Here is a 22,881-nt window from a genome sequence, read left to right as displayed (position 1 = left end):
GGGCAGGGGTGCTTAAAGGATGACCGTGATCACCCGCTTTGCACCAAGCCCGACCGGATATCTTCATCTCGGCCATGCGGCCTCAGCCTTGTTTTCTGCAAAACAGGCCGGGCCGGATGGCCGTTTTCTTTTGCGGATCGAAGATATCGACCAGACCCGGTGCCGCCCGGAATATCTGGATGCGATCTATGAAGATCTCACCTGGCTTGGCCTTGAATGGGAAGTGCCGGTTCGGGTGCAGTCCGATCACATCGCCGATTATCAGGCGGTGCTGGATCACTTGGCGGACATGGAATTGCTTTATCCGTGCTTTTGCACTCGCAAGGACATTCAGGCAGAAATCGCGCGCATTGGCAACGCACCGCATGGCCCGGATGGCGCGCTTTATCCCGGTACCTGCCGGCAGTGTTCGCCAACCGAACGCAAGGACCGCATCGCGGCCGGTGAAAGTTATGCACTTCGTCTTGATATGGCTGCGGCGATTAAACAGGTCGGCCGCGAACTGACGTGGTTTGATCGTGCTGCGGGCAAACAGATCGCTACCCCGGAAATCTTTGGCGATGTGGTTCTGGCACGCAAGGATACCCCGACCAGCTATCATATCTCGGTGACCCATGATGATGATCTGCAGGGCATAACCCTCGTCACTCGTGGTGAGGACTTGTTTTTTGCCAGCCACCTGCATCGCTTGTTGCAGAAATTGCTGGGCTATGACGTGCCTGAATACCACCATCACGGGCTTTTGACCGGGCCGGATGGCAAACGCTTTGCCAAGCGTGACAAATCCAGGACGCTCAGATCCATGCGCGAAGAGGGGCTTTCGCCTGCTGACGTGACCAAACTGGCCGATCAATTCTGATTGACTGGGGCGGGGCGGTGATCCCTTAGTAAGCCGTAATATTTTGTGTTTTTCATATTCCCGTTGTCGTTGATTATTACCTCCGTATAGGATGTTTTGATCGAACGATGATGTCGGGGGCACAAGACCAGATGAAAAAAGATGCTGGCTTGGTTAGGGGAATTGCGAAACGCATTCTCGACCCGGGCATAGAAATGAGTGCCGGGGAAGAGTTGAACGGAAAGGTTCAGCGCGACCTTCTTGATCTGGCCTATCGCAACAATTGGGCAAACATCCTGGTTAACCTTGCTGCGGGCGGCAGTTTGGTTGTGATGCTCTGGCTGCTGGGCGATTTGCGCGCCGAAACCGTTATCTGGCTTCTGGCCGTCACCTTGATTTGCAGCATTCGGCTTTGGGGTGGGTATCTCTATCATCTGACGCGTGAAAACAGTACGGAGCTCTCCTCTGATCTGCTTCGAAAATGGCGCTTTCGCTATCAGATCGGGGTGATTGTCACCGGACTGCTATGGTCCATGGTTGGTGCGATTGAACTTCCCGCTGTTCAGGGCGAAAGCCAGTTTCTGACCATGATCATCATTGCCGGTATGGCAGGGGGTGCCACGGGTATTCTTGCTCCCGTCTTCCTCGTCGGGCGCTTTTATCTGTGTGCGCTGCTATTGCCGCCAGCCGTGATCCTGTCGGCGATGGGGGATGCGAACTATATCCTGTCCGCCTTGGCGCTGGTGTTCCTGCTGGTGATGCTTGTGACGCATCGCAACAATCACGCGGTTCTTTTCAGATCTTTTGTCCTCAAACATCAAAATCAGGGGCTGGTCGAAGACCTCCGGCAGAAAAACCGGATTACCGAAAACTGGAATGCTACCCTTGAAGCGCGGGTCGAGCAGCGCACAGAGGAGCTGCGCAATCTGGTCGAACACGATGCCCTGACCGGCATCCTTAACCGTGACGGGATTGTCGCGTGGTTCGAACATAAAAAGAGATCGGACGCGCTTCTGGATTATGCCGTGCTGTTTATTGATCTCGACCGGTTCAAACAGATCAATGATGGCCTCAGTCACGCGATTGGTGATGAAGTTCTGCGTGCTGTCAGCATGCGGCTTAGGGAATGTGTTGAAGACCGCCATGCATTGGGGCGTTGGGGCGGGGATGAGTTTCTGATCGTTCTGGCCGCCCCGCATGAAGAGCTTCACCCACTGGTCGAAACCACGGTTGAACTGGCCCAGCGCGCGGTTAATCAGCCGATCAATATTGTCGGTCATACATTGCATGTCGGGTTCAGTACCGGCGTTGCCTTTTCGTCCGGACGTAATCCGTCGATATCGGAACTGATCCACTGGGCGGATCTGGCCGCGGCCGAGGTCAAACGATCCGGCCGGGGCAGTGTGCATAACTACGACAAGATGCTGCTGACGGAACAGGAACGTCGCCTGAGTGTGACACAGGCGCTGCGCCGGGCGCTGAGTGCCGATGAATTTTATATCGAGTACCAGCCGGTCATTGATGCAACCAATGGCGATATTATCGCCTACGAGGCCCTTTTGCGCTGGAACAGCGCGGTGCTTGGCACTGTACCACCCGATGAATTCATTCCGATTGCCGAGGAAAGTGCGCTCATCGTTGATATCGGGGAATGGTGCATGCGGCGCGCCTGCCAGACCCTCCATGACAATACCGAGATTCCGGTCACCACGAAAATCGCCATCAATGTCTCGATCCGTCAGATCGTGATGCCGAATTTTCCCGATATGGTTTCACGCATCCTGACGGAAACCGGTCTTGCATCCAATCGGTTGGTTTTGGAAGTCACGGAATCGATCTTTGAAAAACGCCAGACCTCCCAGATTTCCGCTGTGCTTGATCATCTGCACGCGATGGAAGTCGGCATTCATATTGATGATTTCGGGACCGGGTATTCATCCTTGTCGCGCCTGCATGAAATTCATGTCGATGCGGTCAAGATCGACAAGTCATTTGTCTTGTCGATGGATGAAAATGCCCGCGTGGTGATTGAGGCCGCAATTCTGATCGCCCATCGCTTTGGTCTTAAGGTCATTGCCGAGGGGATCGAGACGCCGCAACACCGTGCGGAACTCCGCGCGATGGGGGTAGATGCCTATCAAGGGTATTTCTTTGCCCGTCCGGGGCAACTCCCGTGTCGCTATATTCATTGGCAAACCGATCCGGATTTTCCCGCCTGACGGTGTTTCTTTGAAACTGGCGCAAAAAAAAACGGCCTGCCGCAAGTGTGGCAAGCCGTTCACAGTCCTGTTCTGCTGGGGGACAGAATCAGCGGCTAAAATCAATCAGAACAAGGAAGCTGACCGGCACAAGCGCCAGCGCGACATAAATCCAGAAGGACGCGATCGGAACGCCGAACGCGGCAAGAACATAACCGGCAAGATAAAGCGCCAAGCCTATTACAGCGACCAGCAGAATGCCCAAAAGCGGCAGAGAAACTTTGCTATCTGATTTCATGTCCCGTCATGCTCCCGAAACGGATTTCTTAACTCATGGTGTCGAACCTACCATGCTGTGCGCGTAGGCGTTTTGATCCGTATCAATAAACGCGACAGATTGACCCCAAGGCCTTTGCAGGCATGAAGCCGGGTGCTCTTATTATATTAAAGACAGAGAATCGATTGTTTGCATCGTGTCGGGATGGCGCAATTGCCTGTAAATGGGGTCTTTGTTATTGTCGCCCCGGTTTGGAAAACATCAGATTCCGTGCGGTTGAGTTGGGCAAATACCGGCACAAACTAAGGATTATCGTCAAAACAGCTCTGATAAGCGTTTTTGTCGCGGTTTTCGGTTGATGAAGGCTTGACGGCATGGGTTAGAGGCGGTAATAACCCGCTTCCAAGCGCGGGCCTGCATGTTCAGGCCAAGCGTCCTTTTGCGAATTTATAGACCAGGAGATCAGGTCATGGCACGTCGCTGCCCGGTATCCGGCAAAGGCGTTTTGGTCGGCATGAATGTGAGCCACGCCCACAATCGTACCAAACGTCGTTTCCTCCCGAACCTGCAGCCGACCTCGCTGCTTAGTGAGTCGCTCGGTCGTTCGGTGCGTCTGCGTCTGACCACCAATGCTGTCCGCACCATCGAAAAACGTGGTGGTCTGGATGCGTATCTGCTCAGCACTGCAAATGCAAAGCTGCCGGCAGATTTGGTGAAAATCAAACGCCAGGTCGCCAAAGCTGTTGAAGCAAAAGCTGCCTAATTAAGGCTTCTGCTTTACAGACAGAATTTACGAAGGCTCGCTTTTTAGCGGGCCTTTCGTTTTTTCGGCTCCAGACAGGCTGCCAGATATCGTCGGGCGGCTTTTTTTGCGCCGTGCCGTACTGCAGTTCTCCAAGGGTTCCTTGGGCTACGCAAGGGTACTGTCTCAATAAACGCGACTCGGCAGAACACGAGCTTTGCGCTTTTGGAAATTTGCTCTATACTTTGCTCTATCAGTGGTTTACGTCGCCGTGTCGCCCGGTTTGGTGAAACGTCATGATATGTTCATCAACAGCGATTCCCGGACCTGCTAAATAAGGCAAGCGACTCGGTAAACACGGTGGAGCGGATGGTATGCATTTATCGCCCAATGCGTGTCCGGCACTTGTTCTTAACGCCGATTTTCGGCCGTTGAGCTACTTCCCGCTATCTCTTTGGTCATGGCAGGATACGCTCAAGGCAGTCTTTCTTGAACGCGTCGATGTTCTGTCCGAATACGACCGCGAAGTACGTTCTCCTTCCTTTAAAATGCGCCTGCCGAGTGTCATCTCGCTCAAGGAGTATGTCCCGCTCAAAAGCAGCCCGGCCTTCACCCGGTTTAACGTCTTTTTGCGTGATGAATTTTCCTGTCAGTATTGCGGTGACCGCCTGCCGACAAATGAACTGACCTTTGATCATGTGATCCCGCGCGCACGCGGTGGGCGCACCAATTGGGAAAACATCGTCACAGCCTGTTCGGACTGCAACCTGTTTAAGGGCAGTCGATCGGTGCGCGAGGCGGGCCTGCGACTGCGCAGGACGCCGGGACAGCCCTCGATGCACGAACTCCAGACCACAGGACGCCGTTTCCCGCCAAACTATCTTCACGAAAGTTGGCGGGATTTTTTATACTGGGATACCGAACTGGAATACGATTTCTAAGCAGCTGGTTTCAGCCCGCTATAGAGCCAATAAAAAAGCCGACGGCGATATCACCGTCGGCTTTTTGTTTTTGGTCTTCTCAGTGCGAGAAACCTCAGAGGATCAGAAATCTGCCGTAAGCGAGAATATCGCTGTAAGCGGCTTGCCTACGGTCATATAGCTGGTTTCCGTGCTGGCAGTTTCCCAATAGTCATTATCGGTCAGGTTTTCGACATTTGCACGGAAGGTGACCGGATAGTCATAAAGCTCGGTCACGTAACGCGCGCTCACGTCAAATCGCGTCCAGGACGGGATTTCAACCGTGTTGGCGGTGTTAACGTATTGCGCGGCGGTATGGATCAGGCGTCCACCAACTGTCGCACCATCAAGGAACGGCAAATCATATTCCGCACCAAGGGTTGCCTGATATTCCGGAACGCCGGGTGCCGTATTGCCGTTATTGGTGCCATTCTCGGTTTTGGTCAGTTCGGCGTCGATAAAGGTGATGCCACCCAGAATGCGGGTGCCAATAATTGGTTCACCAAAGGCCGTCAGCTCAAGACCACGGTTTCGCTGCTCACCATCGGTGGTATAGAGGTTGCTGCTATTAAGAAACGCCGATGGTTTCTCAGCCTGGAACACGGCAATGCCGCCTCCAAAGGTGCCGAAGTCAAACTTCGCGCCGACCTCCATTTGCTCAGTCGTGTACGGTGCTAACGTTTCACCTCGGTTGGTTGCAGTCGCCTCCGTCACGGTTTTTCCGGCCTCCAGACCTTCGATATAATTGGCATAAACCGTGATCTGATCGGTCACATTGCCAACGAAGCCGAGCATCGGTGAATTGGTCGAGGAGTCATAGTTGGAGTTCTTGGCGCCGGTTAGTCTGTCGTAACCACGCGATTTGACGTTCTGACGACGAACACCACCGGTCAGGTGGATGTTGTCATCAAAGAAGCTCACCGTATCGGCCAGGAAATAGCTTGTCAGGATTGTATGTGAGCTGAGATTGGCGTCCCCGGGGTCGCCAAATACGATGTTGGATGGGCCGCTGTTATAGATGTTACCGGCAACAGATGTGCCGAAATCCCAGTTTGTCCTTGCTTCCTGCCACATTGCGGTGGTTCCGGCATTGAGTTCGTGCTTAACCGGTCCGGTTTCAAACTCCTGACGGATGCCTGCAACACCACTGACATCTTCGCGTTCATAAACTGTCGCGAATCTGCCAAAATCGCCCGATCCATCCGTGCTGGTTAAGGTGACGGATGAAAAATCACTGTCTTCGTCAGTGGTATGTGCGCCAATGGCGGTATAAAGCATCGTGCTTTCGGTTGCGTCATACTCGAAGCGCACCTGTGCGAACTTGTCCTCAAGATCACTATAAGTGCCAGCGGCGGCAAAGTTATGCGAACCGGACGGTGCATCAAGCATTGAGGTCAGATTGTTTGCCCTAACTGTTGGGCGGCCTTCTTCAACACTCAGCTTGTTAATCGCTGCATCGAACGTGACCCGAGTGTCATCGCCGCGGTAATCGAGCGCGATTGAACCAAGCGACGTCTCACGATCTTCATTTTCGATGGATGCTTCGCCTGCCCGGTGCAAGACGTTTGTGCGGACCCCGAACTGATCGTCGGAACCAAAGCGACGGCCAAAATCAAAATGCCCCCCAACCTCACTGGTTGCGCCATAGCTGCCGGTGAAGCTGGTGACCGGATCGTCACCGGCACGTTTCGGGACAAGGTTGATGTTGCCGCCCAAGCCACCAGAAGAAGGTGCCATGCCATTCAAGAAGCCAGATGCGCCTTTGACCACTTCGACACGGTCGAACATTTCAAGGGCAACCGACTGACGCGGTGCGGTGCCGTAAAGCCCATCAATTGAGACGTCATCGGCTGTCAGGTCAAAGCCGCGAATGGTAAAACGGTTGGCGAAGGTACCGAACCCGTTGGTATTGATCACCGATGGGTCGTTATCCATCACATCGGAAATATCGCGTGCCTGCTGGTTCTTGATCAGCTCACTGGTGTAACCAGTGGCTGCAATCGGTGTATCCATCGTGTCCTTGTTGCCAAAGGCACCAAGTCGGGTACCCGTGGCAACCTGTCCGCCGACATAAACCGGTGGGGTCGGGTCGCCGGCCTCGACCGTTGCTTCGCCTTCGATGATCAATGCTTCGGTGGTTTCGCCTTCGCTCGCTGTCGCGTCATCTGCGGACTGCGCCAGTGCATAATTCGGGGCGGCAAAAACCAGCGCCAGTGCCGTACCCAGCAAAAGGGTTGAAGACAATTTCTGTCCTGTAAAACGCATTTGGGATTCCCTGTATCGGTTGTCTTTGACGACGACCTGTCGGGCGGGAACCGGCGGGCCATCTATGATGATGGCCACTCGATATCACGCGGTGGGGGATGGAATATTGAACCGGATTTCGGCGTATTGAACGGAATTTGGCTTAAGTTACGCGAACTGTTCCTTGCGCCAGGCGCCGGGCGTGGTGCCAACGATCTTGCGGAATACGCGCGTCAGGTGCGCCTGATCGGCAAAGCCGACCCGAAGGGCGACCGAGGCAAGTGGGGTATCGGCATCTTTTAGCAGGTTCTTGGCACGTTCTACCCGCGCTTTCATTTGCCACTGTTGCGGCGGCATGCCCGTACTTTCGCGAAAGGCTGAACAGAAATAGGACTGCGACAAGCCCGTCAGCTGTGCCAGTTCATCAAGGCGGATGGTGCGTCCACAATTCTGTTCGATATAGTCGACCGACTTGCGCAAATGGTACGGTGCCAGTTTGCCGCGTTTGCGTTGCGGTTCATTGGCTTGGCGCGGTTGCAGCAGGGCTGCGGTCAGCGCGCTGATCAAACCTTCGCCATAGATCTGCGGGCTTGGGTGATCGCTTTGCAGGTCGTCGGCCAGCAACCGGACCAGCGTATTGATGCGCGGATCGCAAAAACCGATGCGCGGTGTTTCCAGGGTCGCGCGGTCAATCGGAGCGCCCATACTGTTTTCAAGTGCGTCGACATCAAGATGGATATCAAGATGACGCAGGCGACACGCGCCGAAAACCTCGGATGAGACCTCCATCCCGGCCGGGATATAGGACAGGCATCCTTTGCCGCGACGTTGCTGACCTGCTGCGTCATCTGAGGAACGGACGTTGATACGCCCATCGCCCACGCAATCAAGGATCGCCACCAGACGGGGGGCTTGCGAAATGTAGGTTCCCCCAGCCTCAGCTTCACATTCCACATGCCATAAATCGGAAATGGCAGTGTTCCAGCGACGGAACCGCAGGTCATCAAGAAGCGAAATACCTTCGATGTGGCTGTTCATATGCGGATGGAATGCCATGGCGCTCACGACAATCGGGTCCTTTGTACAGTCGGAACTTATGGTGCGAATGGGTCTCAATATAACCGGGAATTTTCTGCAAACAATAACAATTCTCATTATCATGCGAAGAATTGTCACATTTCTGAGCAATTGTTCGCGCAAAAGGCGACCTTTGGAAATGCAAAAACCCGCCTGACGTGTCAGACGGGTTTTGTGAGGCTTGGCTTCAGCAGCGTCGAAGGTGTTCGCGGTTATTTCTTCATCCAGCGCGACGGTGCGATCAGGCAGAAAACAGTGAGTGCTGCCGAGAAGAACACATTGACAGTTGGCATGGTGATGCCAAACAGGGTCCAGTCGATCTTGTCACAGCGAATGATCGGTTGCGCCATAAGTTGTGCCTTGAGATCTGCCACGGATGCGGCACCGCTTTGCACCCCTCCACACATGGCAGGGCCTTCCCACCACAATTCCTGAACACCAACGTGGTAAAACGCGATCGCCGTTCCGACAGCAAAGGTCGCAGCACAAAGATAAACCACTGCCCGTGCGGCGGCAGGAAAGCGGATCAGCAACAGCGCAATGATCGAAAGACCGGCAACCACATAAAACGGCACACGCTGATACAGACACAGCACGCAGGGAAGCAGCTTCTGGACATATTGCGCGTAAAACGCAAAGCCGATGCTGCCTGCTGAAACCAGCAGCAGGGCAAGGGGCGGAAAGGCCGGGATAAAGCGTGGGCGCAGCAAATTGAACATCAGTTGGTCCGTTTATTGGCGTGCATAAGAATTTGGTGTCGGGTCACCCATGCGGGATCAGTTTGATCGCGGCAAATCCACCGACAAGAACCACGATAAATATGGTGAAAACGAGGCCCAGTCGACGTTCGATGAAGTCGCGGATGACAGGGCCGAATTTCCAGATCAGGGCGGCAATGACAAAGAATCGCAATCCGCGCGCCAAGATCGATGCGAGCGTAAAGACAACCGGGTCAAGTGCGGTCACACCCGACAGGATGGTGATCACCTTGTAGGGGAATGGCGTGACACCGGCAATGAACACCGCCCAGGCACCCCAATCATTATAATAGTCGCGGAACTGATCAAACTTGTCGGCATAGCCATAAAGCTCCAACACAGGCTGTCCGACCGTTTCAAACAGGAAGAAGCCGATACCGTATCCCACAAGTCCGCCAAGGACCGACCCAACCAAGCAAATCAGCGCATAGCGCCAGGCGCGCGTGGGGGCGGCAATGATCATCGGGATCAGCAGAATGTCAGGCGGAATCGGAAAGACAGAGCTTTCAATCGCTGCAATGAAAAACAGGGCCAAGCCGGCATGGCGGTGGCCGGCAAGGTTCATGGTCCAGTCATAGAGGCTGCGGATCACGGCAATAGCGCCTTGTCATGTTGTCTGCGATTTGGGGAGCGGCGCTTGGCCTTGAAAACAGGCCAGATCAAACCGCATTTTGCCGGCAATCGCAATGGCGCAGTTTGTCCGTATCTACGCAGACGTATTTTTGCACAAAGCCCCATTGACCCGGCGAAATTTACGGCTATTATCCCGCCCGTTGATGGAGGGTGCGCACACGCACCCGAATTGCCTGCCCCTGTGGCGGAATTGGTAGACGCGGCAGACTCAAAATCTGTTTCACTTTGTGAGTGGGAGTTCGATTCTCCCCGGGGGCACCATCGCTTTTCCAAACCCAGCCATAATCGGTTGGGTTTTGTTCTTTTAGCTTCCCATATCTTTTCCAGACGCTGCGTATTAATCGATATGTGCCACGTCGAGGTACGGGGTGCTTAAAGGCAGTGTTGGCAATGGCGGTCAAGCATTGCGTTATCAGCCGGTTTTCTTTGAGGCTGTGCTTGCGCGGACAACAAGCTCTGCGCCGACCTGAACCTTGACCGCAGGCAGGGAGCCCTCTGCGTTTAAGAGTTCATCAAGTACCGTAACAGCCATGCTTCCGATTTTGCGTTTCGAAACATCTATCGTCGTTAAGGACGGGTCGAGTGTGGCGCTCATTGGAAGGTTATCAAACCCGACGATCGAGATGTCCTGTGGGATCTTATATCCTTTTTCTTTTAGGGCTTTGGTAAAGCCATATGCCATGATGTCGTTCGCGCAAAAATAAGCTTCGGCAACGCTGCCGTGATTGGAAAGCGCCTTGAAGCTATCTTCATATGCCGAGGAGATGGTGGACCCGATTGACAGGATGTGACTGCTGTTCACTGTCAGTCCGAGATGGTGCATGTTTTTCAGGAAGGCTTTCTTACGCAGAGCAAAGTTTCGGGTCTGCGTTTCACTGCCGACAAAGCCAATTTTACTAAAACCAAGATCTTTTAAGTGCGAAAGCACGGTGTAAACCGCATCGCCATTGTTCATGTCGACGAAATTTGCATCAATGAGATCATAAAAAGAATCAATAAAAACAGTTGGTAATCTGAAGTCCTGGATTTTCTGAATATCTTCACGCGTTAGCTCGGTGCCAAGTATGATGGCGGCCGTTGCATCCGAATTTGCCAGGATGTCTGTGATGTCACTTGCTGTGACATTTTCATAGCTTAAAACCTGCAGCTTATAACCACGACTGGTTGCCTCTGATGACATGCCGTCAATGTAATCAGAAATGAAATGGCTATGGTCACGGTTCACAGTATGACCGTGTTTGGCGATCTTGAGAAACTTGATGGTTTTCGCCGGTTTTTCGCGATTTTTGGGGGAGCGCGGCAGGTAGTTCAACGAAGAAACAACTTCAAGGACCCGTGAACGGGTAACGCCGGAAATTTCACCCTTGCCATTCAGAACAAGCGACACCGTCGAAGGGGAGACGCCCGCCTGTTCGGCAATCTGTTTGATGGTCGGTTTGTTATTTTTTTTCATGTACTTAACCTTGGTGCTCTTCCCTGATTCTTCATTGTTTATGTTCTTTAGTAAACATCCTGCCGGATATCAATGCAACTGTGATGTAACAGTTTGTGTCAAACAGATGCTTGCCAACATAAAAATGAATTGATAGTTTTTAGTCAATAAACATAAAAATTTACTAAAAGTATGGGGAGGATCCATGCGCTTTTTTGACGGGCACCTGACCGTTCTAATCGGGCTGATCATCACGTTGATGACGGCGGGCGCGATTGTTTCTGATGGAAACTATCTTTCGCTGTTTAATCTTCAGTCGATGGCGGGCCAAGTGCCTGAAATCGGGTTGTTGGCGATCGGTGTTTTGCTGGCGATGTGTGTCGGGAATGGCGGCATCGAATTGTCGGGGATCGCGTTGGCCAATCTTTCGGGCGTCGTCGCTGCGACCATTGCTGTAAGTTTTTTCTCTGCCTCTCAGGACCCGGAGATTTTCTCGCTCATCTTTATCGTGGTGGCATTGGCAACCGGGTTTCTTGGCGGTTTGCTGAACGGCCTGTTGATTGCCTATCTTAAAATCACGGCGATCCTTTGCACGCTGGGCACGCAAATGCTGTTTATCGGGCTTGCCGTTGCGATTTCCGATGGTCGTTCGGTAAGGGTTGGTGCTCCGGGCCCGCTTTATGAAATCGGCAACGGATTGTTGTTTGAAATCCCGATCAGTTTCCTTTTGTTCATCGGGGTTGCCTGCATCATCGGTTTTGTTCTGCGCTATACGCCGTTTGGCATGTGGCTGATGCTCAATGGGTCAAACCCCAAGGCCGCTGAGTATGCCGGGTTTCCAAAAAACAAAGTGATCATTTCGACCTATACCGTAAGCGGCATCCTGTCGTCGCTTGCCGGGATCATAATTGCCGCGCGGACCATCAACGTGAAGTGGGATTACGGCACATCCTACCTTCTGGTGGCAATCCTGATTGCGGTGATGGCCGGTGTTAAACCCGAAGGCGGTTATGGGCGGGTGATCTGTGTTGTTCTGTCGGCAATCACGCTGCAGATGATGTCGAGCATGCTCAACTTCATGGGCCTTTCAAACTTTATTCGCGATTTCGCTTGGGGGGCTCTGTTGCTTGGATTCCTCGCGATCGGGCGGTTCAGATTGCTTGATCTGATTAACCTGCAAAAGCATGCGATCTCTGCCTCTGTGCGCAGCCCTCACGCACAGAAGTAATCAAAAATCAGAGGGAAACATCTGGCCAAACAGAATATTTCCAATTGGGAGGAAACATTATGAAAATTGCCAACCTTATGAAAACCACAGCTTTCGCACTGGCTGCGATGTCTGTTCTTGGTTTTGCTGCTCCGTCCTCGGCGCAGGACACAAAATCCATTACGACTGTCGTTAAAATTAGCGGTATTCCATGGTTTGATCGTATGGAAACCGGTGTTACCAAGTTTGCCGAACAAAACCCCGAAATGGATATTCGTCAGGTCGGTCCGGCAACGGCGGATTCCGCCCAGCAGCTTCAGATCGTCAATGATCTTGTGGCAACTGGCGTAGACGCACTGGCTGTTGTGCCGATGGATCCAGATATTCTCGAAGGTATCCTTGGCCGCGCGATGGATCGCGGCACAATCGTTGTGACGCACGAAGCCGATAACCAGACCAACACCCATGCCGATATCGAAGCATTCGATAACAGCGATTATGGTGCGGCCCTGAACGAACGTTTGGCGCAGTGCATGGGCGAAAAAGGCAAGTGGACAACGTTTGTTGGATCGCTGGGAAGCCGTACGCACATGCAGTGGGTTGGTGCCGGCGAAGAAAATGCCAAAAAATATCCGGGTATGGAATTGGTCGACCCGAACAATGAATCGTTCGATGATGCGAATGGTACCTATGAAAAAGCCAAGGAAATCCTCCGCAAACATCCTGACATCAAGGGCTTCCAGACTTCGGCTGGCAACGATGTTCTTGGTGTCGGACGTGCGATCGAAGAAGCTGGTCTTGCTGGCAAGGTCTGCCTGGTTGGTACCGGTCTTCCGAACCCGTCAACGGCCTATCTGGAATCTGGTGCGATCACCGCAATTGGTTTCTGGGATCCGCAGAAAGCTGGCATGGCAATGAATGCCGTTGCCAAGCTGATGCTTGAAGGCAAAGAAGTTACCGATGGCATGGACCTTGGTGTTGAAGGCTACGAAAGCGTGACCGTCACACCAGGCGCAGGCAAAGGTCTTCTGATTGTTGGTAATGGCATGGTCCTTGTCGATAAGGAAACCTACAAAGATTACCTTTTCTAAGCGAACCCGGTTGAGGCAGCCCGGAATGTGTCTTGGCATGTTTCGGGCCGCCCGGCCTCGTCAAAGGCCGGGACATGTCAGCAGGAAAGGGTCTGACTGGTGACGCAAAACACGCAGAAAAATCGCTGTTTTCTTGAACTAAGAAACATTCACAAACGTTTTGGCGGTGTCCATGCCCTGCGCGGTGTTGACCTGTCACTTGAAGCCGGGGAGGTATACCACCTGCTGGGCGAAAACGGTTGTGGCAAAAGCACCGTGATCAAGATCATGGCCGGGGCGCATCCGCCCAGCGAAGGCCAGATTGTTCTTGATGGCAAGGTGTTTAACGAACTTACCCCCATTCAATCTCTCGATTTCGGGATTGAGACCGTCTATCAGGACCTGTCTTTGATCCCCAATCTGAGCGTAATGGAAAATGTTGCCCTTGGGGAGCAACTGGTCGAAGGCCACGGCAGGCTTCTGCGCCGTATTGACCGGGCGCGGATGCAGCAAACGGCGACCAAAGCCCTGTCGCAAGTGGGCCTGGACGTAACACCCGAACTGATGTCGACGATTGTCTCGGAACTGCCTTTGGCAACACGTCAGCTTGTGGCAATTGCCCGAGCGATTGCCTGTGAAGCACGCCTTGTCATCATGGATGAACCGACGACGTCGCTGACCCGTCGCGAGGTGGAAAACCTTATTGATGTGGTCTCACGTCTGCGGTCGCAAAATGTCGCGGTGCTGTTTGTCACCCACAAACTCGAAGAATGCTATCGTATTGGCGGGCATGCGATCGTGTTTCGTGACGGGCAATGCGTGGCACAAGGACCGATTGAAAGTTATAGCAGGGCCGATTTGGCCGAACTGATGACAGGTCGTCAAATCAGCGAAAAGCGATACCGCGAAGGTAGCCCTTCGGAAGATACGCTGATGTCGCTTTCGAACTTCAGCATGCCGGGCCGTTTCAACGATTTCGGATTTGATCTTCGCAAAGGCGAGGTACTTGGCATTACCGGGCTGTCGGATTCCGGGCGAAATGAACTTGCTTTGGCAATAGCCGGTATCCGGCCTGCGGCAAGTGGCACGATCTCCATCAATGACAAGAACATCCGCATTGTAACAGCATCGGATTCAATTGATGCCGGCATTGCCTATGTCCCGGAAGATCGTCTGTCCGAAGGCCTGTTTTTAAGCAAATCTATCTATCAGAACGAAGTGGCTCTGATCCTGCGTAAACTTGCGGGGTTCATGGGCATTCTCGACATGAAGAAGGGTAAGGAAATTGCCCGCGAAATTTCGGCCGACATGCGTCTGAACACCGCAGATATCGAATTGCCGGTTTCATCGCTTTCGGGTGGGAACCAGCAACGCGTTCTGATTGGTCGCTGGTTAAGCATCAATCCGGAAATTCTCGTGCTGCATGGTCCAACTGTTGGTGTCGATGTCGGGTCAAAGGACGCGATCTATCAGACAATTCAGAAAATGGCTGAAGACGGTATGGGGCTGATCATCGTCAGCGACGATTTGCCTGAACTTCTTCAAAACTGTGACCGCATACTTGTGATGAATGCCGGCGAGGTCGTCTCAGACCTCAATGGGGCATCCGCAAGTGAAGACGATATTTACCAGGCGATGCTTGGTTCAGTACAGGAAGGTGCAGCATGAGTTCGGCTGGAACCTCAAACAAACCTGCTCCGGGCCATGTATCGGCATCCGGGCAATTGCAGCAGCGCCGGGGATTGGGTGATCTGATTGCCAAGAAACCGGAATTGGTGACCTTGGGTCTTCTTATTGCCATTTGTATCGCTGTCGCCATTGCAAACCCGGCCTTTTTGCAGCCATCCACCCTGATTGATATTGGTCGTGCCAGTGTCGTGACCGGCCTGTTTGCATTGGGTGTTTTTGTGATCCTGGCGGCAGGCGGCATTGATGTGTCATTTACGGCCATCGCAGCACTGACGATGTATTCGATCACACTTCTGGCAATCAACCATGCACCGAACATGCCGATCTATGTCGTGTTCCTGATCGCGGTTGCCGGTGGCATTGCACTGGGCGTTCTCAATGGCTTTCTGGTTTATACGCTGCGTGTGCCGTCTCTGATTGTCACGATTGGGACGCAGTACCTGTTTCGGGGCGGCTTGCTGGCTTTTGTCGGCACGACCTGGATCATGGAGTTGCCCGGTCAGATGGGCACGTTCGGGCGTATTTCCCTGCTAGAATTTGAAACGGCAAATGGCGCAACGGTCAGTTTGCCTGTTTACTTCCTCATCCTGCCAGCAGCAGCGATCCTGACCTGGTGGATCATGCGCCGTACCCTGATGGGACGCGCCATCTTCTCGCTTGGTGGAAGTCCGGATGTCACCGCCCGTCTGGGGTACAACGTCAAGATCGTCCATCTTTTCGTGTTTGGTTATGCCGGTGCTTTGGCCGGCCTGGCAGGCATCGTTCATGTGACGGCCAACCGTTTGGCGAACCCGTTTGATCTTGTCGGAACTGAAATTGCGGTGATTGCAGCGGTTGTTCTGGGCGGGGCCCGGATCACCGGCGGAACCGGGTCGGTCATTGGCACCATGCTGGGCGTTTTGCTTGTCGTTGTGGTCGATAATGTTCTTGTGATGGTTGGAATTCCAAGCACATGGCAACGGGTGTTCGTCGGCGCGTTCATTCTGCTTGCCGCGGCGTTCTTCGTAACCCGTCAGCGCAAATTCAAACCTGCGAAATAAAGAGAAAATCATGAAAAAATTTATGAATGATCCGAAGAATTTCGTCGATGAAATGCTTGAAGGCATCTATCTGGCGAACAAAGAGGTCACCTATGTTGCCGATGACAAGCGCTGCTATGTCAAGGCCGAGCCGGTCAAAGGCAAGGTTGGCATTGCCACCGGTGGTGGTTCGGGGCATTTGCCGCTGTTTCTGGGTTATGTCGGCAAAGGCATGCTCGATGGTGCGGCTGTTGGCGGCGTGTTTCAGTCACCCAGTGCCGAACAGATGCTTGAAGTGACCAAGCATATCGATCAGGGGGCGGGTGTCCTTTACATTTACGGCAATTATACCGGGGATATCATCAATTTCGATATGGCGACCGAGCTGGCCGACCTTGAAGACATCAAGGTGATGTCGGTTGTCGGCAATGATGATGTGGCGTCCTCTGTTGTTGGTGAAGAACACAAGCGCCGTGGCGTTGCCGGGATATTCTTCCTTTATAAAGCTGCCGGTGCGGCCGCACAGGAAGGCATGTCACTTGAAGAGGTCGTTCGCGTTGCCGAAAAGGCCAAAGATCGCACACGCACCATCGGTGTCGCGCTGAGCAGCTGCATCATTCCCGAAGTTGGCAAGCCATCCTTTGAAATCGGCGATGACGAGATGGAAATCGGCATGGGGATCCATGGCGAAAACGGTATTACCCGTAAAAAACTGACTGCTGCTGATCCGCTCGTCGACGAGATGATGGCGAAAATCTTCGCCGAGCAGGATTACAAGAAAGGCGACGATGTTGCCATTCTGGTTAACGGTCTTGGCGCGACACCGCTTGAAGAACTTTACATCATGTTCCGTCGTGTTTCCCAATTGATGAGCGAGCGCGACATCAACGTGAAGCATGTTTGGGTCGGTGAATTTGCGACTTCGATGGAAATGGCCGGTGCATCTGTTTCGGTTCTGCATCTTGACGAAGAACTTGATCGCCTGATGGCTGCCAAAGCCGACACGCCATTCTTCAAACATTTCGCGCAGTAATCGGAGGCCATGATGGACACAATTAATACCGGCAATATTGCCGCCCTGTTCGAGGCCTTTCATGCCACATTTCGCGACAAGCGTGATGAGCTGATCGCCCTTGATGCCAAGGTCGGTGACAGTGATCTTGGCATCACTATGAATTCTGCGTTTGAGGCTGCCACTAAAACGGTCTCTGACATGGACGGTGAACCGCTGGGCAAGCAGTTCAAAATGGCTGGTGCGGCAATGGCAAAGGCAGCGCCCTCGACAATGGGGACGTTGACAGCAACCGGATTTATGCGCGGAGGCAAGGCTGTTGATGATGCTGACGCGATTGGCACCAAGGAAATGACGGCCTTCTGGCGGGCGTATGCCGACGGGATTGCCGAACGCGGCAAAGCCAAACTTGGCGATAAAACTGTCTTGGATGTGCTTGAGCCCATCGCCCAAAGCCTTGAACAATCTGCCGACCAACACGCCCCGTTGGTCGATGCGGTTGCAGACGCCGCACGTGCCGGACAGGCAGCGCTGGTAGCAACCAAGGATATGGTCGCCCAGCACGGCAAGGCTGCGGCGTTTGCCGATAAAAGCAAAGGTCTTCAGGATGCGGGGGGCACGGTTGCCTTCCTGTTGATTGAAACGCTCGCACGCTTTGTAAAAGGCTGACTTTCTAAGTCTCAGCATGATTGCGCCGTGCTTGGGCGGCATGCTGAGACCTTTTCCTCCTTGCGCCACACCGCAATGACTTGCATCGAAAGGACCGGGTTATGGAGTATAGAACACTAGGCAGATCAGGGTTGAAAGTCTCAGCCCTTTCGATGGGAACATTTACTTTTGGCGGCGACGGACCGTTCGCAATGGTCGGTTCGCAACAAGTGCCCGAAGCACGCCGTCTTGTCGATTGCTGCATTGATCACGGTGTGAACCTGTTTGACACTGCCAATATGTACTCGACGGGCCTGTCCGAGCAAATCCTTGGCGAAGTCCTTGACGGCCGACGTGATCAGGTTCTTGTCACATCCAAGGCCCGCATGCGGATTGGCGATGGCCCGAATGATGAGGGGGTAAGTCGCTATCACCTGATCCGGGAATGCGAAAAGACGCTCAAGAATCTGCGCACCGACCACATCGACATCTATTACATGCACGAATGGGATGGCGTCACCCCGGTCGAAGAAAAGATGGCCGCTCTTGATGCTTTGGTCACACAGGGCAAGGTGCGCTATGTCGGCTGCTCAAACTATTCGGGCTGGCACATCATGAAATCTTTGCAGGCATCCGAACAGGATCGCCGTGTGCGGTTCGTCACACAGCAAATTCATTACACCCTTGAAGCCCGCGAAGCAGAATATGAACTTCTGCCGATTTCGGTGGACCAAGGGCTTGGAGTTTTGGTCTGGAGCCCCTTGGCGGCGGGATTGCTTTCGGGCAAGCATCGTCGCAGTCAGCCTGTTGCGGAAGGGTCTCGGCAGGCTGCGGGCTGGACCGAACCACCCGTCCGGGATCAGGATCGTTTGTGGGACATAGTTGACGTCCTGATCTCGGTGGGTGAAAAACATGGCGTTGAAGCTGCGCAGATTGCATTGGCATGGCTGCTTACGCGGCCTGCTGTTTCGTCACTGGTTGTCGGCGGAAGCAACGTCGATCAGTTTAAGGCCAACTTCCGGGCACTTGATGTGAAGCTTGATCAGGACGATCTCAAACGCCTTGATGACGTCAGCGCCCCTCCGATGATTTATCCCTATTGGCATCAGAGGCAGTTTGCCCGTGATCGCTTTGCGGAAGGTGACTGGGCATTGCATTCATGCCTGGATTGACCGCAGGTGAAAAGCCACCAGGTTAAAAAAACGGTGCCCCGATTGAGCACCGTTTTTTTGTTCGGCATATCTGATCCTGGTCAATAGACCTCGCGATAGATCGTCTCGATTTCCTTGACGGTCATGTCACGCGGGTTGCTGTCGATCAGGCGATGGATCTTGGTAAAGACTTCCTCGGCCATTTCGGGCAGGGAGTCTTCGGTGATGCCAAGATCGCGCAGGCGGGTTTCAAGGCCGCTGGCAGGAACCATTTCCTCGATCCGTTTGACGAACGCCTCGGCGGCGGCGTCTTCGCTGTCGAAATCGACCCCTTCGATCAGGCACGGGGCGAGTTCGGCATACAGCTTTTTCGCGGCTGGCAGGTTAAAGCGGATCACCTGCGCCATGACCAGTGCATTGGCATGACCATGCGGAATGTGGAAACGTGCGCCCAGCGGATAGGCCAATCCATGAATGGCGGCAACCGATGCATTGGCAAAGGCCATCCCGGCAATCAGCGATCCCTGCAACATGGCAGAGCGTGCTTCCTTGTCACCCGGATTTTCAATCACCTTCATCAGGTTCTTGCCGAGCAGCGAAAGGGCGGTGACCGCCATGCCATCGGCAATCGGGTTTTTGCGTGTGCGGCTGGTATAGCCTTCGATCGCATGGACCATGGCATCAAGGCCCGTGGCCGCTGTGACCTTTTGCGGCAGGCCATAGGTCAGTTCCGCATCAAGAAGGGCGATATCGGGCATCAGTTGCGGGGTGTAGACAACCTGTTTGAGGTGGTCGTTATCGGTAATCACCGACACCCATGTAACTTCCGATCCGGTCCCGGCGGTGGTCGGGATCTGGATCAACGGCAGTCGATCACCGGTTGCCTTGTCCACCCCATAGATCTCTTCGATGGTCTGATCGCTGTTGGCAAGCAATGCAACCAGCTTGGCACTATCAAGCGAGCTGCCGCCGCCAAGACCGATTACGCCATCCGCCTTCCAGTCACGTACACCCGCAATGGCGGCTTCGACGATTTCCTGGGGAGGGTCGGCTTCGACCTCCGAAAAGACCTGAACCGCGATACCGGCGGCCTCAAGCGCATCTTGCGCCTTTTGCGCAAAGCCCAGTTTGACGATGCCCGGATCGCAGACAATGGTGACACGGCTGGCGCCGAGTTCCTTCATCAGGATACCGGTCTTGGCAATGCCACCGGCTTCGCAGACGATGCGCGGCACGCTTCGGAACATGAAACTCATGATGTGTCTCCTTATCCGGGATCAGTTGGCATTCCCGGCGAGACCGCCGAGGCACATATATTTGATCTCGACGAAATCATCGACACCGTATTTCGACCCTTCGCGGCCGATGCCGGATTCCTTGACCCCACCAAACGGTGCTGCCTCGGTCGAAATGATGCCTTCGTTGATGCCAACGATGCCGTATTCAAGCGCCTCGCCAACCCGCCAGATGCGGCCGATATCACGGGCATAGAAATAGGCCGCCAGACCAAATGGCGTGTCATTGGCCATGCGAATGGCGTCGTCTTCGCTGCTGAATTTGAACAGCGGTGCAACCGGACCAAAGATTTCCTCGGAGAAAATCCGCATATCCGACGTAACCCCGGTCAGAATGGTCGGGGTAAAGAAATTGCTGTCGGGCTTGGCGCGATCACCACCCAGAACAGCCTTTGCCCCACGAGAAACGGCGTCTTCGACAAGTGCTTCGACTTTTTCAATCGCCTTGGCATTGATCAGCGGGCCCTGGGTGATGCCTTCTTCGGTGCCCAAACCGACACGTAATTTGCCAACGGCCTCGGCCAGTTTGGCGGCAAAGGCGTCATAGACACCTTCCTGAACCAGAATGCGGTTGGCACAAACACAGGTCTGACCGGCATTGCGGTATTTCGAGGCAATCGCGCCTGCAACGGCCGCACCCAGATCAGCGTCGTCAAAGACAATAAACGGCGCATTGCCGCCAAGCTCCAGGCTGACTTTCTTGACGGTATCAGAACACTGACGCATCAAAAGTTTGCCGACCTGGGTAGAGCCGGTGAAGGACAACTTGCGCACGATCGGGTTGGCAGTCAGTTCACCACCGATTTCCGCCCCGTGTGATGCCGTGACGATATTGATTACGCCATCGGGGAACCCGGCACGTTTGGCCAGTTCGACCAGTGCAAGCGCGGTCAGCGGGGTATCTTCCGCAGGTTTGATGACGACCGTGCAACCGGCGGCAAGGGCCGGGGCACATTTGCGCGTGATCATTGCCATCGGGAAGTTCCATGGCGTAATTGCGGCAACAACACCAATCGGTTGTTTGACGGTGATGATGCGTTTGTCCGCCCCATGCGACGGGATAACATCGCCATAAATGCGTTTGCCTTCTTCGGCAAACCATTCAAGGAAGGACGCGCCATAGGCCACTTCGCCGGATGCCTCGGCCAGGGGTTTGCCCTGTTCGCGGGTCATCAGCAATGCAAGGTCGGCCTGTGCCGCCATGCAGAGGTCAAACCATTTACGCAACACATTTGCGCGTTCCTTGGCGGTTTTGGCCCGCCAAGTTGGAAGGGCGGCATTGGCGGCATCAATCGCACGATTGGTTTCGGCCGCGCCCATATCGGGCACATCGGCAAGATGTTCGCCGGTGGCCGGGTCAACAACCGCAAAGGTCTTGCCGCTGTCTGATGCGACCCATTTGCCGTCGATATGCCCCTGGGTTTGCCAAAGGCCAGTATCATTTAGCTGGATGGTCATGGTGGCTATTCCTTTTCGTTACAGCACGGCGGCATAGATCGCGCGTGCGGCGTCGAACGTCATTTCACGCGGATTGTTGATCAAAAGGCGTTCCACCTTCATTGCATCGGTCGCCAGCATGTCGAGATCGTTTTCCGCCACGCCGACTTCGCGCAAGGTGCGGCTGAACGGCATGCGTTCGACCATGTCGGTCATGAAAGCAATGAAGCGATCACAGGCCGCATCGTCATTAGCGAACTTTTCATCCGGCAGAATGGCGCGGGCGAGTTCGGCATATTGCGATACGGCCGCATCCCGGTTGAATTTCAAAACCTCGATCAGGACTAGCGCATTGCTGTGTCCATGCGGGACATGGAAATGTCCGCCCAGTGGATAGGCAAGGGCATGAACCGCCGCGACCGGGGCATTGGCAAAGGCCATTCCGGCCAGCATGGACCCCTGAAGCATGGCTTCACGGGCTTCGCGTGACGGGCTGGCAGAAACCGCATCATCGATATGGGCGGTCATCAGCTGCATCGCGCGGATGGAAAGTCCGTCCGACAGGGCATTTTTCTTGTGCTTGGTGGTGTAGGCCTCGATGGCGTGCACCATGGCATCAATGCCGGTCATGCCCGTGATCGGGGCCGGAAGGCCCATGGTCAGTTTGGCATCAAGCAGTGCGACATCGGGATAAAGCAGGCTGGACACCACGCCCTTTTTCTCGTGCGTCGGCGTGGTGACGATCGAAATCGGCGTGACTTCTGAACCGGTGCCCGCCGTGGTCGGCACCTGAATAAGCGGCAGGCGCGGGCCCGTTGCCAGACCGATGCCATAGATCTCGTCAAGTTTCTGATCCTTGCCACACAGAAGGGCGACCAGTTTTGCGGTATCAAGCGATGAACCGCCGCCAAGGCCGATGACGATATCGGCCTTGAAGTCACGGGCACCTTTGACCGCGGCAAGAATGCTTTCCTCGGGCGGGTCTGCCTGAACATCGGTCCAGAGCAGGGTTTCAATCCCGGCTTCCTTAAGGGCTGCATAAGGGGCGTCGATCAGGCCAACCTTCTGCAAACCCGGGTCGGACAGAAGAACGGCGCGTTTCGCGCCGAACTCCTTGCACAGGGTGCCGAGTTGCAAGGCACCGTCGAACTCGCAGATGACGCGAGGGGTGGTTTCAAACACAAAGTCTGACATG

The 22,881-nt window shown here is 54.1% G+C and carries 20 protein-coding genes and 1 tRNA gene; 12 read left to right on the top strand and 9 right to left on the bottom strand.

Annotated elements, in window-relative coordinates:
* Positions 1-19 precede the first annotated feature (19 nt).
* Positions 20-859, top strand: coding sequence for a tRNA glutamyl-Q(34) synthetase GluQRS (gene gluQRS, locus DY252_RS19310; RefSeq protein WP_064788815.1), 840 nt, complete (start codon positions 20-22; stop codon positions 857-859).
* Positions 860-990: 131 nt separating this feature from the next.
* On the top strand, positions 991-3,057 hold the full coding sequence (locus DY252_RS19305; protein WP_231959708.1) for a putative bifunctional diguanylate cyclase/phosphodiesterase: 2,067 nt from the start codon (positions 991-993) through the stop codon (positions 3,055-3,057).
* 88 nt (positions 3,058-3,145) lie between these two features.
* Here the strand turns inward: DY252_RS19305 and DY252_RS19300 are convergent, their stop codons facing one another.
* Positions 3,146-3,334, bottom strand: coding sequence for a hypothetical protein (locus DY252_RS19300; RefSeq protein ID WP_008889908.1), 189 nt, complete (start codon positions 3,332-3,334; stop codon positions 3,146-3,148).
* Between the two features lie 448 nt (positions 3,335-3,782).
* Here DY252_RS19300 and rpmB point away from each other — a divergent pair, with 448 nt between their 5' ends.
* The gene (rpmB, locus tag DY252_RS19295) at positions 3,783-4,076 is read left to right on the top strand and encodes a 50S ribosomal protein L28 (protein WP_008889909.1); all 294 of its coding nucleotides are present in this window, start codon (positions 3,783-3,785) and stop codon (positions 4,074-4,076) included.
* A gap of 353 nt (positions 4,077-4,429) precedes the next feature.
* Positions 4,430-4,996 carry an HNH endonuclease gene (locus DY252_RS19290; protein ID WP_008889910.1) on the top strand — a complete coding sequence of 189 codons (567 nt, stop codon included), beginning with the start codon at positions 4,430-4,432 and terminating at the stop codon, positions 4,994-4,996.
* Between the two features lie 102 nt (positions 4,997-5,098).
* On the opposite strand, the gene DY252_RS19285 is transcribed toward DY252_RS19290, so the two are convergent.
* From DY252_RS19285 to DY252_RS19270, 4 genes are all read right to left on the bottom strand, one after another.
* Complete coding sequence (locus DY252_RS19285; protein WP_064788817.1) at positions 5,099-7,279, bottom strand: TonB-dependent receptor; 2,181 nt, start codon at positions 7,277-7,279, stop codon at positions 5,099-5,101.
* 147 nt (positions 7,280-7,426) lie between these two features.
* The gene (locus DY252_RS19280; protein ID WP_064788818.1) at positions 7,427-8,314 is read right to left on the bottom strand and encodes a helix-turn-helix transcriptional regulator; all 888 of its coding nucleotides are present in this window, start codon (positions 8,312-8,314) and stop codon (positions 7,427-7,429) included.
* 233 nt (positions 8,315-8,547) lie between these two features.
* Positions 8,548-9,054, bottom strand: a complete 507-nt coding sequence (locus DY252_RS19275) for a disulfide bond formation protein B (protein WP_064788819.1) — start codon at positions 9,052-9,054, stop codon at positions 8,548-8,550.
* Between the two features lie 43 nt (positions 9,055-9,097).
* Positions 9,098-9,685: a YqaA family protein gene (locus DY252_RS19270; RefSeq protein WP_064788820.1), complete on the bottom strand. Its 588-nt coding sequence runs from the start codon at positions 9,683-9,685 to the stop codon at positions 9,098-9,100.
* Between the two features lie 216 nt (positions 9,686-9,901).
* Here DY252_RS19270 and DY252_RS19265 point away from each other — a divergent pair.
* Positions 9,902-9,987, top strand: a tRNA-Leu gene (locus DY252_RS19265).
* Between the two features lie 151 nt (positions 9,988-10,138).
* On the opposite strand, the gene DY252_RS19260 is transcribed toward DY252_RS19265, so the two are convergent.
* Positions 10,139-11,179 carry a LacI family DNA-binding transcriptional regulator gene (locus DY252_RS19260; RefSeq protein ID WP_064788821.1) on the bottom strand — a complete coding sequence of 347 codons (1,041 nt, stop codon included), beginning with the start codon at positions 11,177-11,179 and terminating at the stop codon, positions 10,139-10,141.
* A 184-nt stretch (positions 11,180-11,363) separates the two neighbouring features.
* Here DY252_RS19260 and DY252_RS19255 point away from each other — a divergent pair, with 184 nt between their 5' ends.
* The 7 genes from DY252_RS19255 (at position 11,364) to DY252_RS19225 (ending at position 18,975) form a co-directional block, all read left to right on the top strand.
* Entirely contained in the window at positions 11,364-12,386 is a 1,023-nt protein-coding gene (locus DY252_RS19255) for an ABC transporter permease (RefSeq protein ID WP_008889916.1), read from the top strand.
* Positions 12,387-12,445: 59 nt separating this feature from the next.
* On the top strand, positions 12,446-13,456 hold the full coding sequence (locus DY252_RS19250; RefSeq protein WP_008889917.1) for a substrate-binding domain-containing protein: 1,011 nt from the start codon (positions 12,446-12,448) through the stop codon (positions 13,454-13,456).
* Between the two features lie 99 nt (positions 13,457-13,555).
* On the top strand, positions 13,556-15,103 hold the full coding sequence (locus DY252_RS19245; RefSeq protein WP_064788822.1) for a sugar ABC transporter ATP-binding protein: 1,548 nt from the start codon (positions 13,556-13,558) through the stop codon (positions 15,101-15,103).
* A complete protein-coding gene (locus tag DY252_RS19240; protein WP_008889919.1) occupies positions 15,100-16,164 on the top strand; it encodes an ABC transporter permease in 1,065 nt (354 codons plus the stop codon). The genes DY252_RS19245 and DY252_RS19240 overlap by 4 nt, the downstream gene beginning before the upstream one ends.
* Positions 16,165-16,174: 10 nt before the next feature.
* Positions 16,175-17,176, top strand: a complete 1,002-nt coding sequence (locus DY252_RS19235) for a dihydroxyacetone kinase subunit DhaK (RefSeq protein WP_008889920.1) — start codon at positions 16,175-16,177, stop codon at positions 17,174-17,176.
* 9 nt (positions 17,177-17,185) lie between these two features.
* A complete protein-coding gene (locus DY252_RS19230; protein ID WP_245960861.1) occupies positions 17,186-17,824 on the top strand; it encodes a dihydroxyacetone kinase subunit L in 639 nt (212 codons plus the stop codon).
* 101 nt (positions 17,825-17,925) lie between these two features.
* Positions 17,926-18,975, top strand: a complete 1,050-nt coding sequence (locus tag DY252_RS19225) for an aldo/keto reductase (RefSeq protein WP_064788823.1) — start codon at positions 17,926-17,928, stop codon at positions 18,973-18,975.
* 80 nt (positions 18,976-19,055) lie between these two features.
* Here the strand turns inward: DY252_RS19225 and DY252_RS19220 are convergent, their stop codons facing one another.
* From DY252_RS19220 to DY252_RS19210, 3 genes are read right to left on the bottom strand one after another with little or no spacing between them, the layout of a single operon-like run.
* Complete coding sequence (locus DY252_RS19220; RefSeq protein WP_064788824.1) at positions 19,056-20,210, bottom strand: iron-containing alcohol dehydrogenase; 1,155 nt, start codon at positions 20,208-20,210, stop codon at positions 19,056-19,058.
* 21 nt (positions 20,211-20,231) lie between these two features.
* Positions 20,232-21,707, bottom strand: a complete 1,476-nt coding sequence (locus DY252_RS19215; protein WP_165374926.1) for an NAD-dependent succinate-semialdehyde dehydrogenase — start codon at positions 21,705-21,707, stop codon at positions 20,232-20,234.
* Between the two features lie 18 nt (positions 21,708-21,725).
* Positions 21,726-22,880 carry an iron-containing alcohol dehydrogenase gene (locus DY252_RS19210; RefSeq protein ID WP_064788870.1) on the bottom strand — a complete coding sequence of 385 codons (1,155 nt, stop codon included), beginning with the start codon at positions 22,878-22,880 and terminating at the stop codon, positions 21,726-21,728.
* Position 22,881 lies beyond the last annotated feature (1 nt).

Origin of the sequence: Thalassospira indica, from assembly GCF_003403095.1 — a bacterium.
Classification (GTDB): Bacteria; Pseudomonadota; Alphaproteobacteria; order Rhodospirillales; family Thalassospiraceae; genus Thalassospira; species Thalassospira indica.
The sequence above is the reverse complement of the archived record's forward strand: the minus strand, read 5'-3'. Positions and strand labels throughout refer to the sequence as shown.

What these genes read in the sequence shown, in the direction of transcription:
- DY252_RS19285 (WP_064788817.1), bottom strand. Translation starts at nt 7,279, where the DNA reads ATGCGTTTTACAGGACAGAAATTGTCTTCAACCCTTTTGCTGGGTACG.
- DY252_RS19260 (WP_064788821.1), bottom strand. Translation starts at nt 11,179, where the DNA reads ATGAAAAAAAATAACAAACCGACCATCAAACAGATTGCCGAACAGGCG.
- DY252_RS19300 (WP_008889908.1), bottom strand. Translation starts at nt 3,334, where the DNA reads ATGAAATCAGATAGCAAAGTTTCTCTGCCGCTTTTGGGCATTCTGCTG.
- DY252_RS19240 (WP_008889919.1), top strand. Translation starts at nt 15,100, where the DNA reads ATGAGTTCGGCTGGAACCTCAAACAAACCTGCTCCGGGCCATGTATCG.
- DY252_RS19215 (WP_165374926.1), bottom strand. Translation starts at nt 21,707, where the DNA reads ATGACCATCCAGCTAAATGATACTGGCCTTTGGCAAACCCAGGGGCAT.
- DY252_RS19235 (WP_008889920.1), top strand. Translation starts at nt 16,175, where the DNA reads ATGAAAAAATTTATGAATGATCCGAAGAATTTCGTCGATGAAATGCTT.
- DY252_RS19250 (WP_008889917.1), top strand. Translation starts at nt 12,446, where the DNA reads ATGAAAATTGCCAACCTTATGAAAACCACAGCTTTCGCACTGGCTGCG.
- DY252_RS19255 (WP_008889916.1), top strand. Translation starts at nt 11,364, where the DNA reads ATGCGCTTTTTTGACGGGCACCTGACCGTTCTAATCGGGCTGATCATC.
- DY252_RS19280 (WP_064788818.1), bottom strand. Translation starts at nt 8,314, where the DNA reads ATGGCATTCCATCCGCATATGAACAGCCACATCGAAGGTATTTCGCTT.
- DY252_RS19230 (WP_245960861.1), top strand. Translation starts at nt 17,186, where the DNA reads ATGATGGACACAATTAATACCGGCAATATTGCCGCCCTGTTCGAGGCC.
- DY252_RS19220 (WP_064788824.1), bottom strand. Translation starts at nt 20,210, where the DNA reads ATGAGTTTCATGTTCCGAAGCGTGCCGCGCATCGTCTGCGAAGCCGGT.
- DY252_RS19225 (WP_064788823.1), top strand. Translation starts at nt 17,926, where the DNA reads ATGGAGTATAGAACACTAGGCAGATCAGGGTTGAAAGTCTCAGCCCTT.
- rpmB (WP_008889909.1), top strand. Translation starts at nt 3,783, where the DNA reads ATGGCACGTCGCTGCCCGGTATCCGGCAAAGGCGTTTTGGTCGGCATG.
- gluQRS (WP_064788815.1), top strand. Translation starts at nt 20, where the DNA reads ATGACCGTGATCACCCGCTTTGCACCAAGCCCGACCGGATATCTTCAT.
- DY252_RS19305 (WP_231959708.1), top strand. Translation starts at nt 991, where the DNA reads ATGAAAAAAGATGCTGGCTTGGTTAGGGGAATTGCGAAACGCATTCTC.
- DY252_RS19290 (WP_008889910.1), top strand. Translation starts at nt 4,430, where the DNA reads ATGCATTTATCGCCCAATGCGTGTCCGGCACTTGTTCTTAACGCCGAT.
- DY252_RS19210 (WP_064788870.1), bottom strand. Translation starts at nt 22,880, where the DNA reads ATGTCAGACTTTGTGTTTGAAACCACCCCTCGCGTCATCTGCGAGTTC.
- DY252_RS19275 (WP_064788819.1), bottom strand. Translation starts at nt 9,054, where the DNA reads ATGTTCAATTTGCTGCGCCCACGCTTTATCCCGGCCTTTCCGCCCCTT.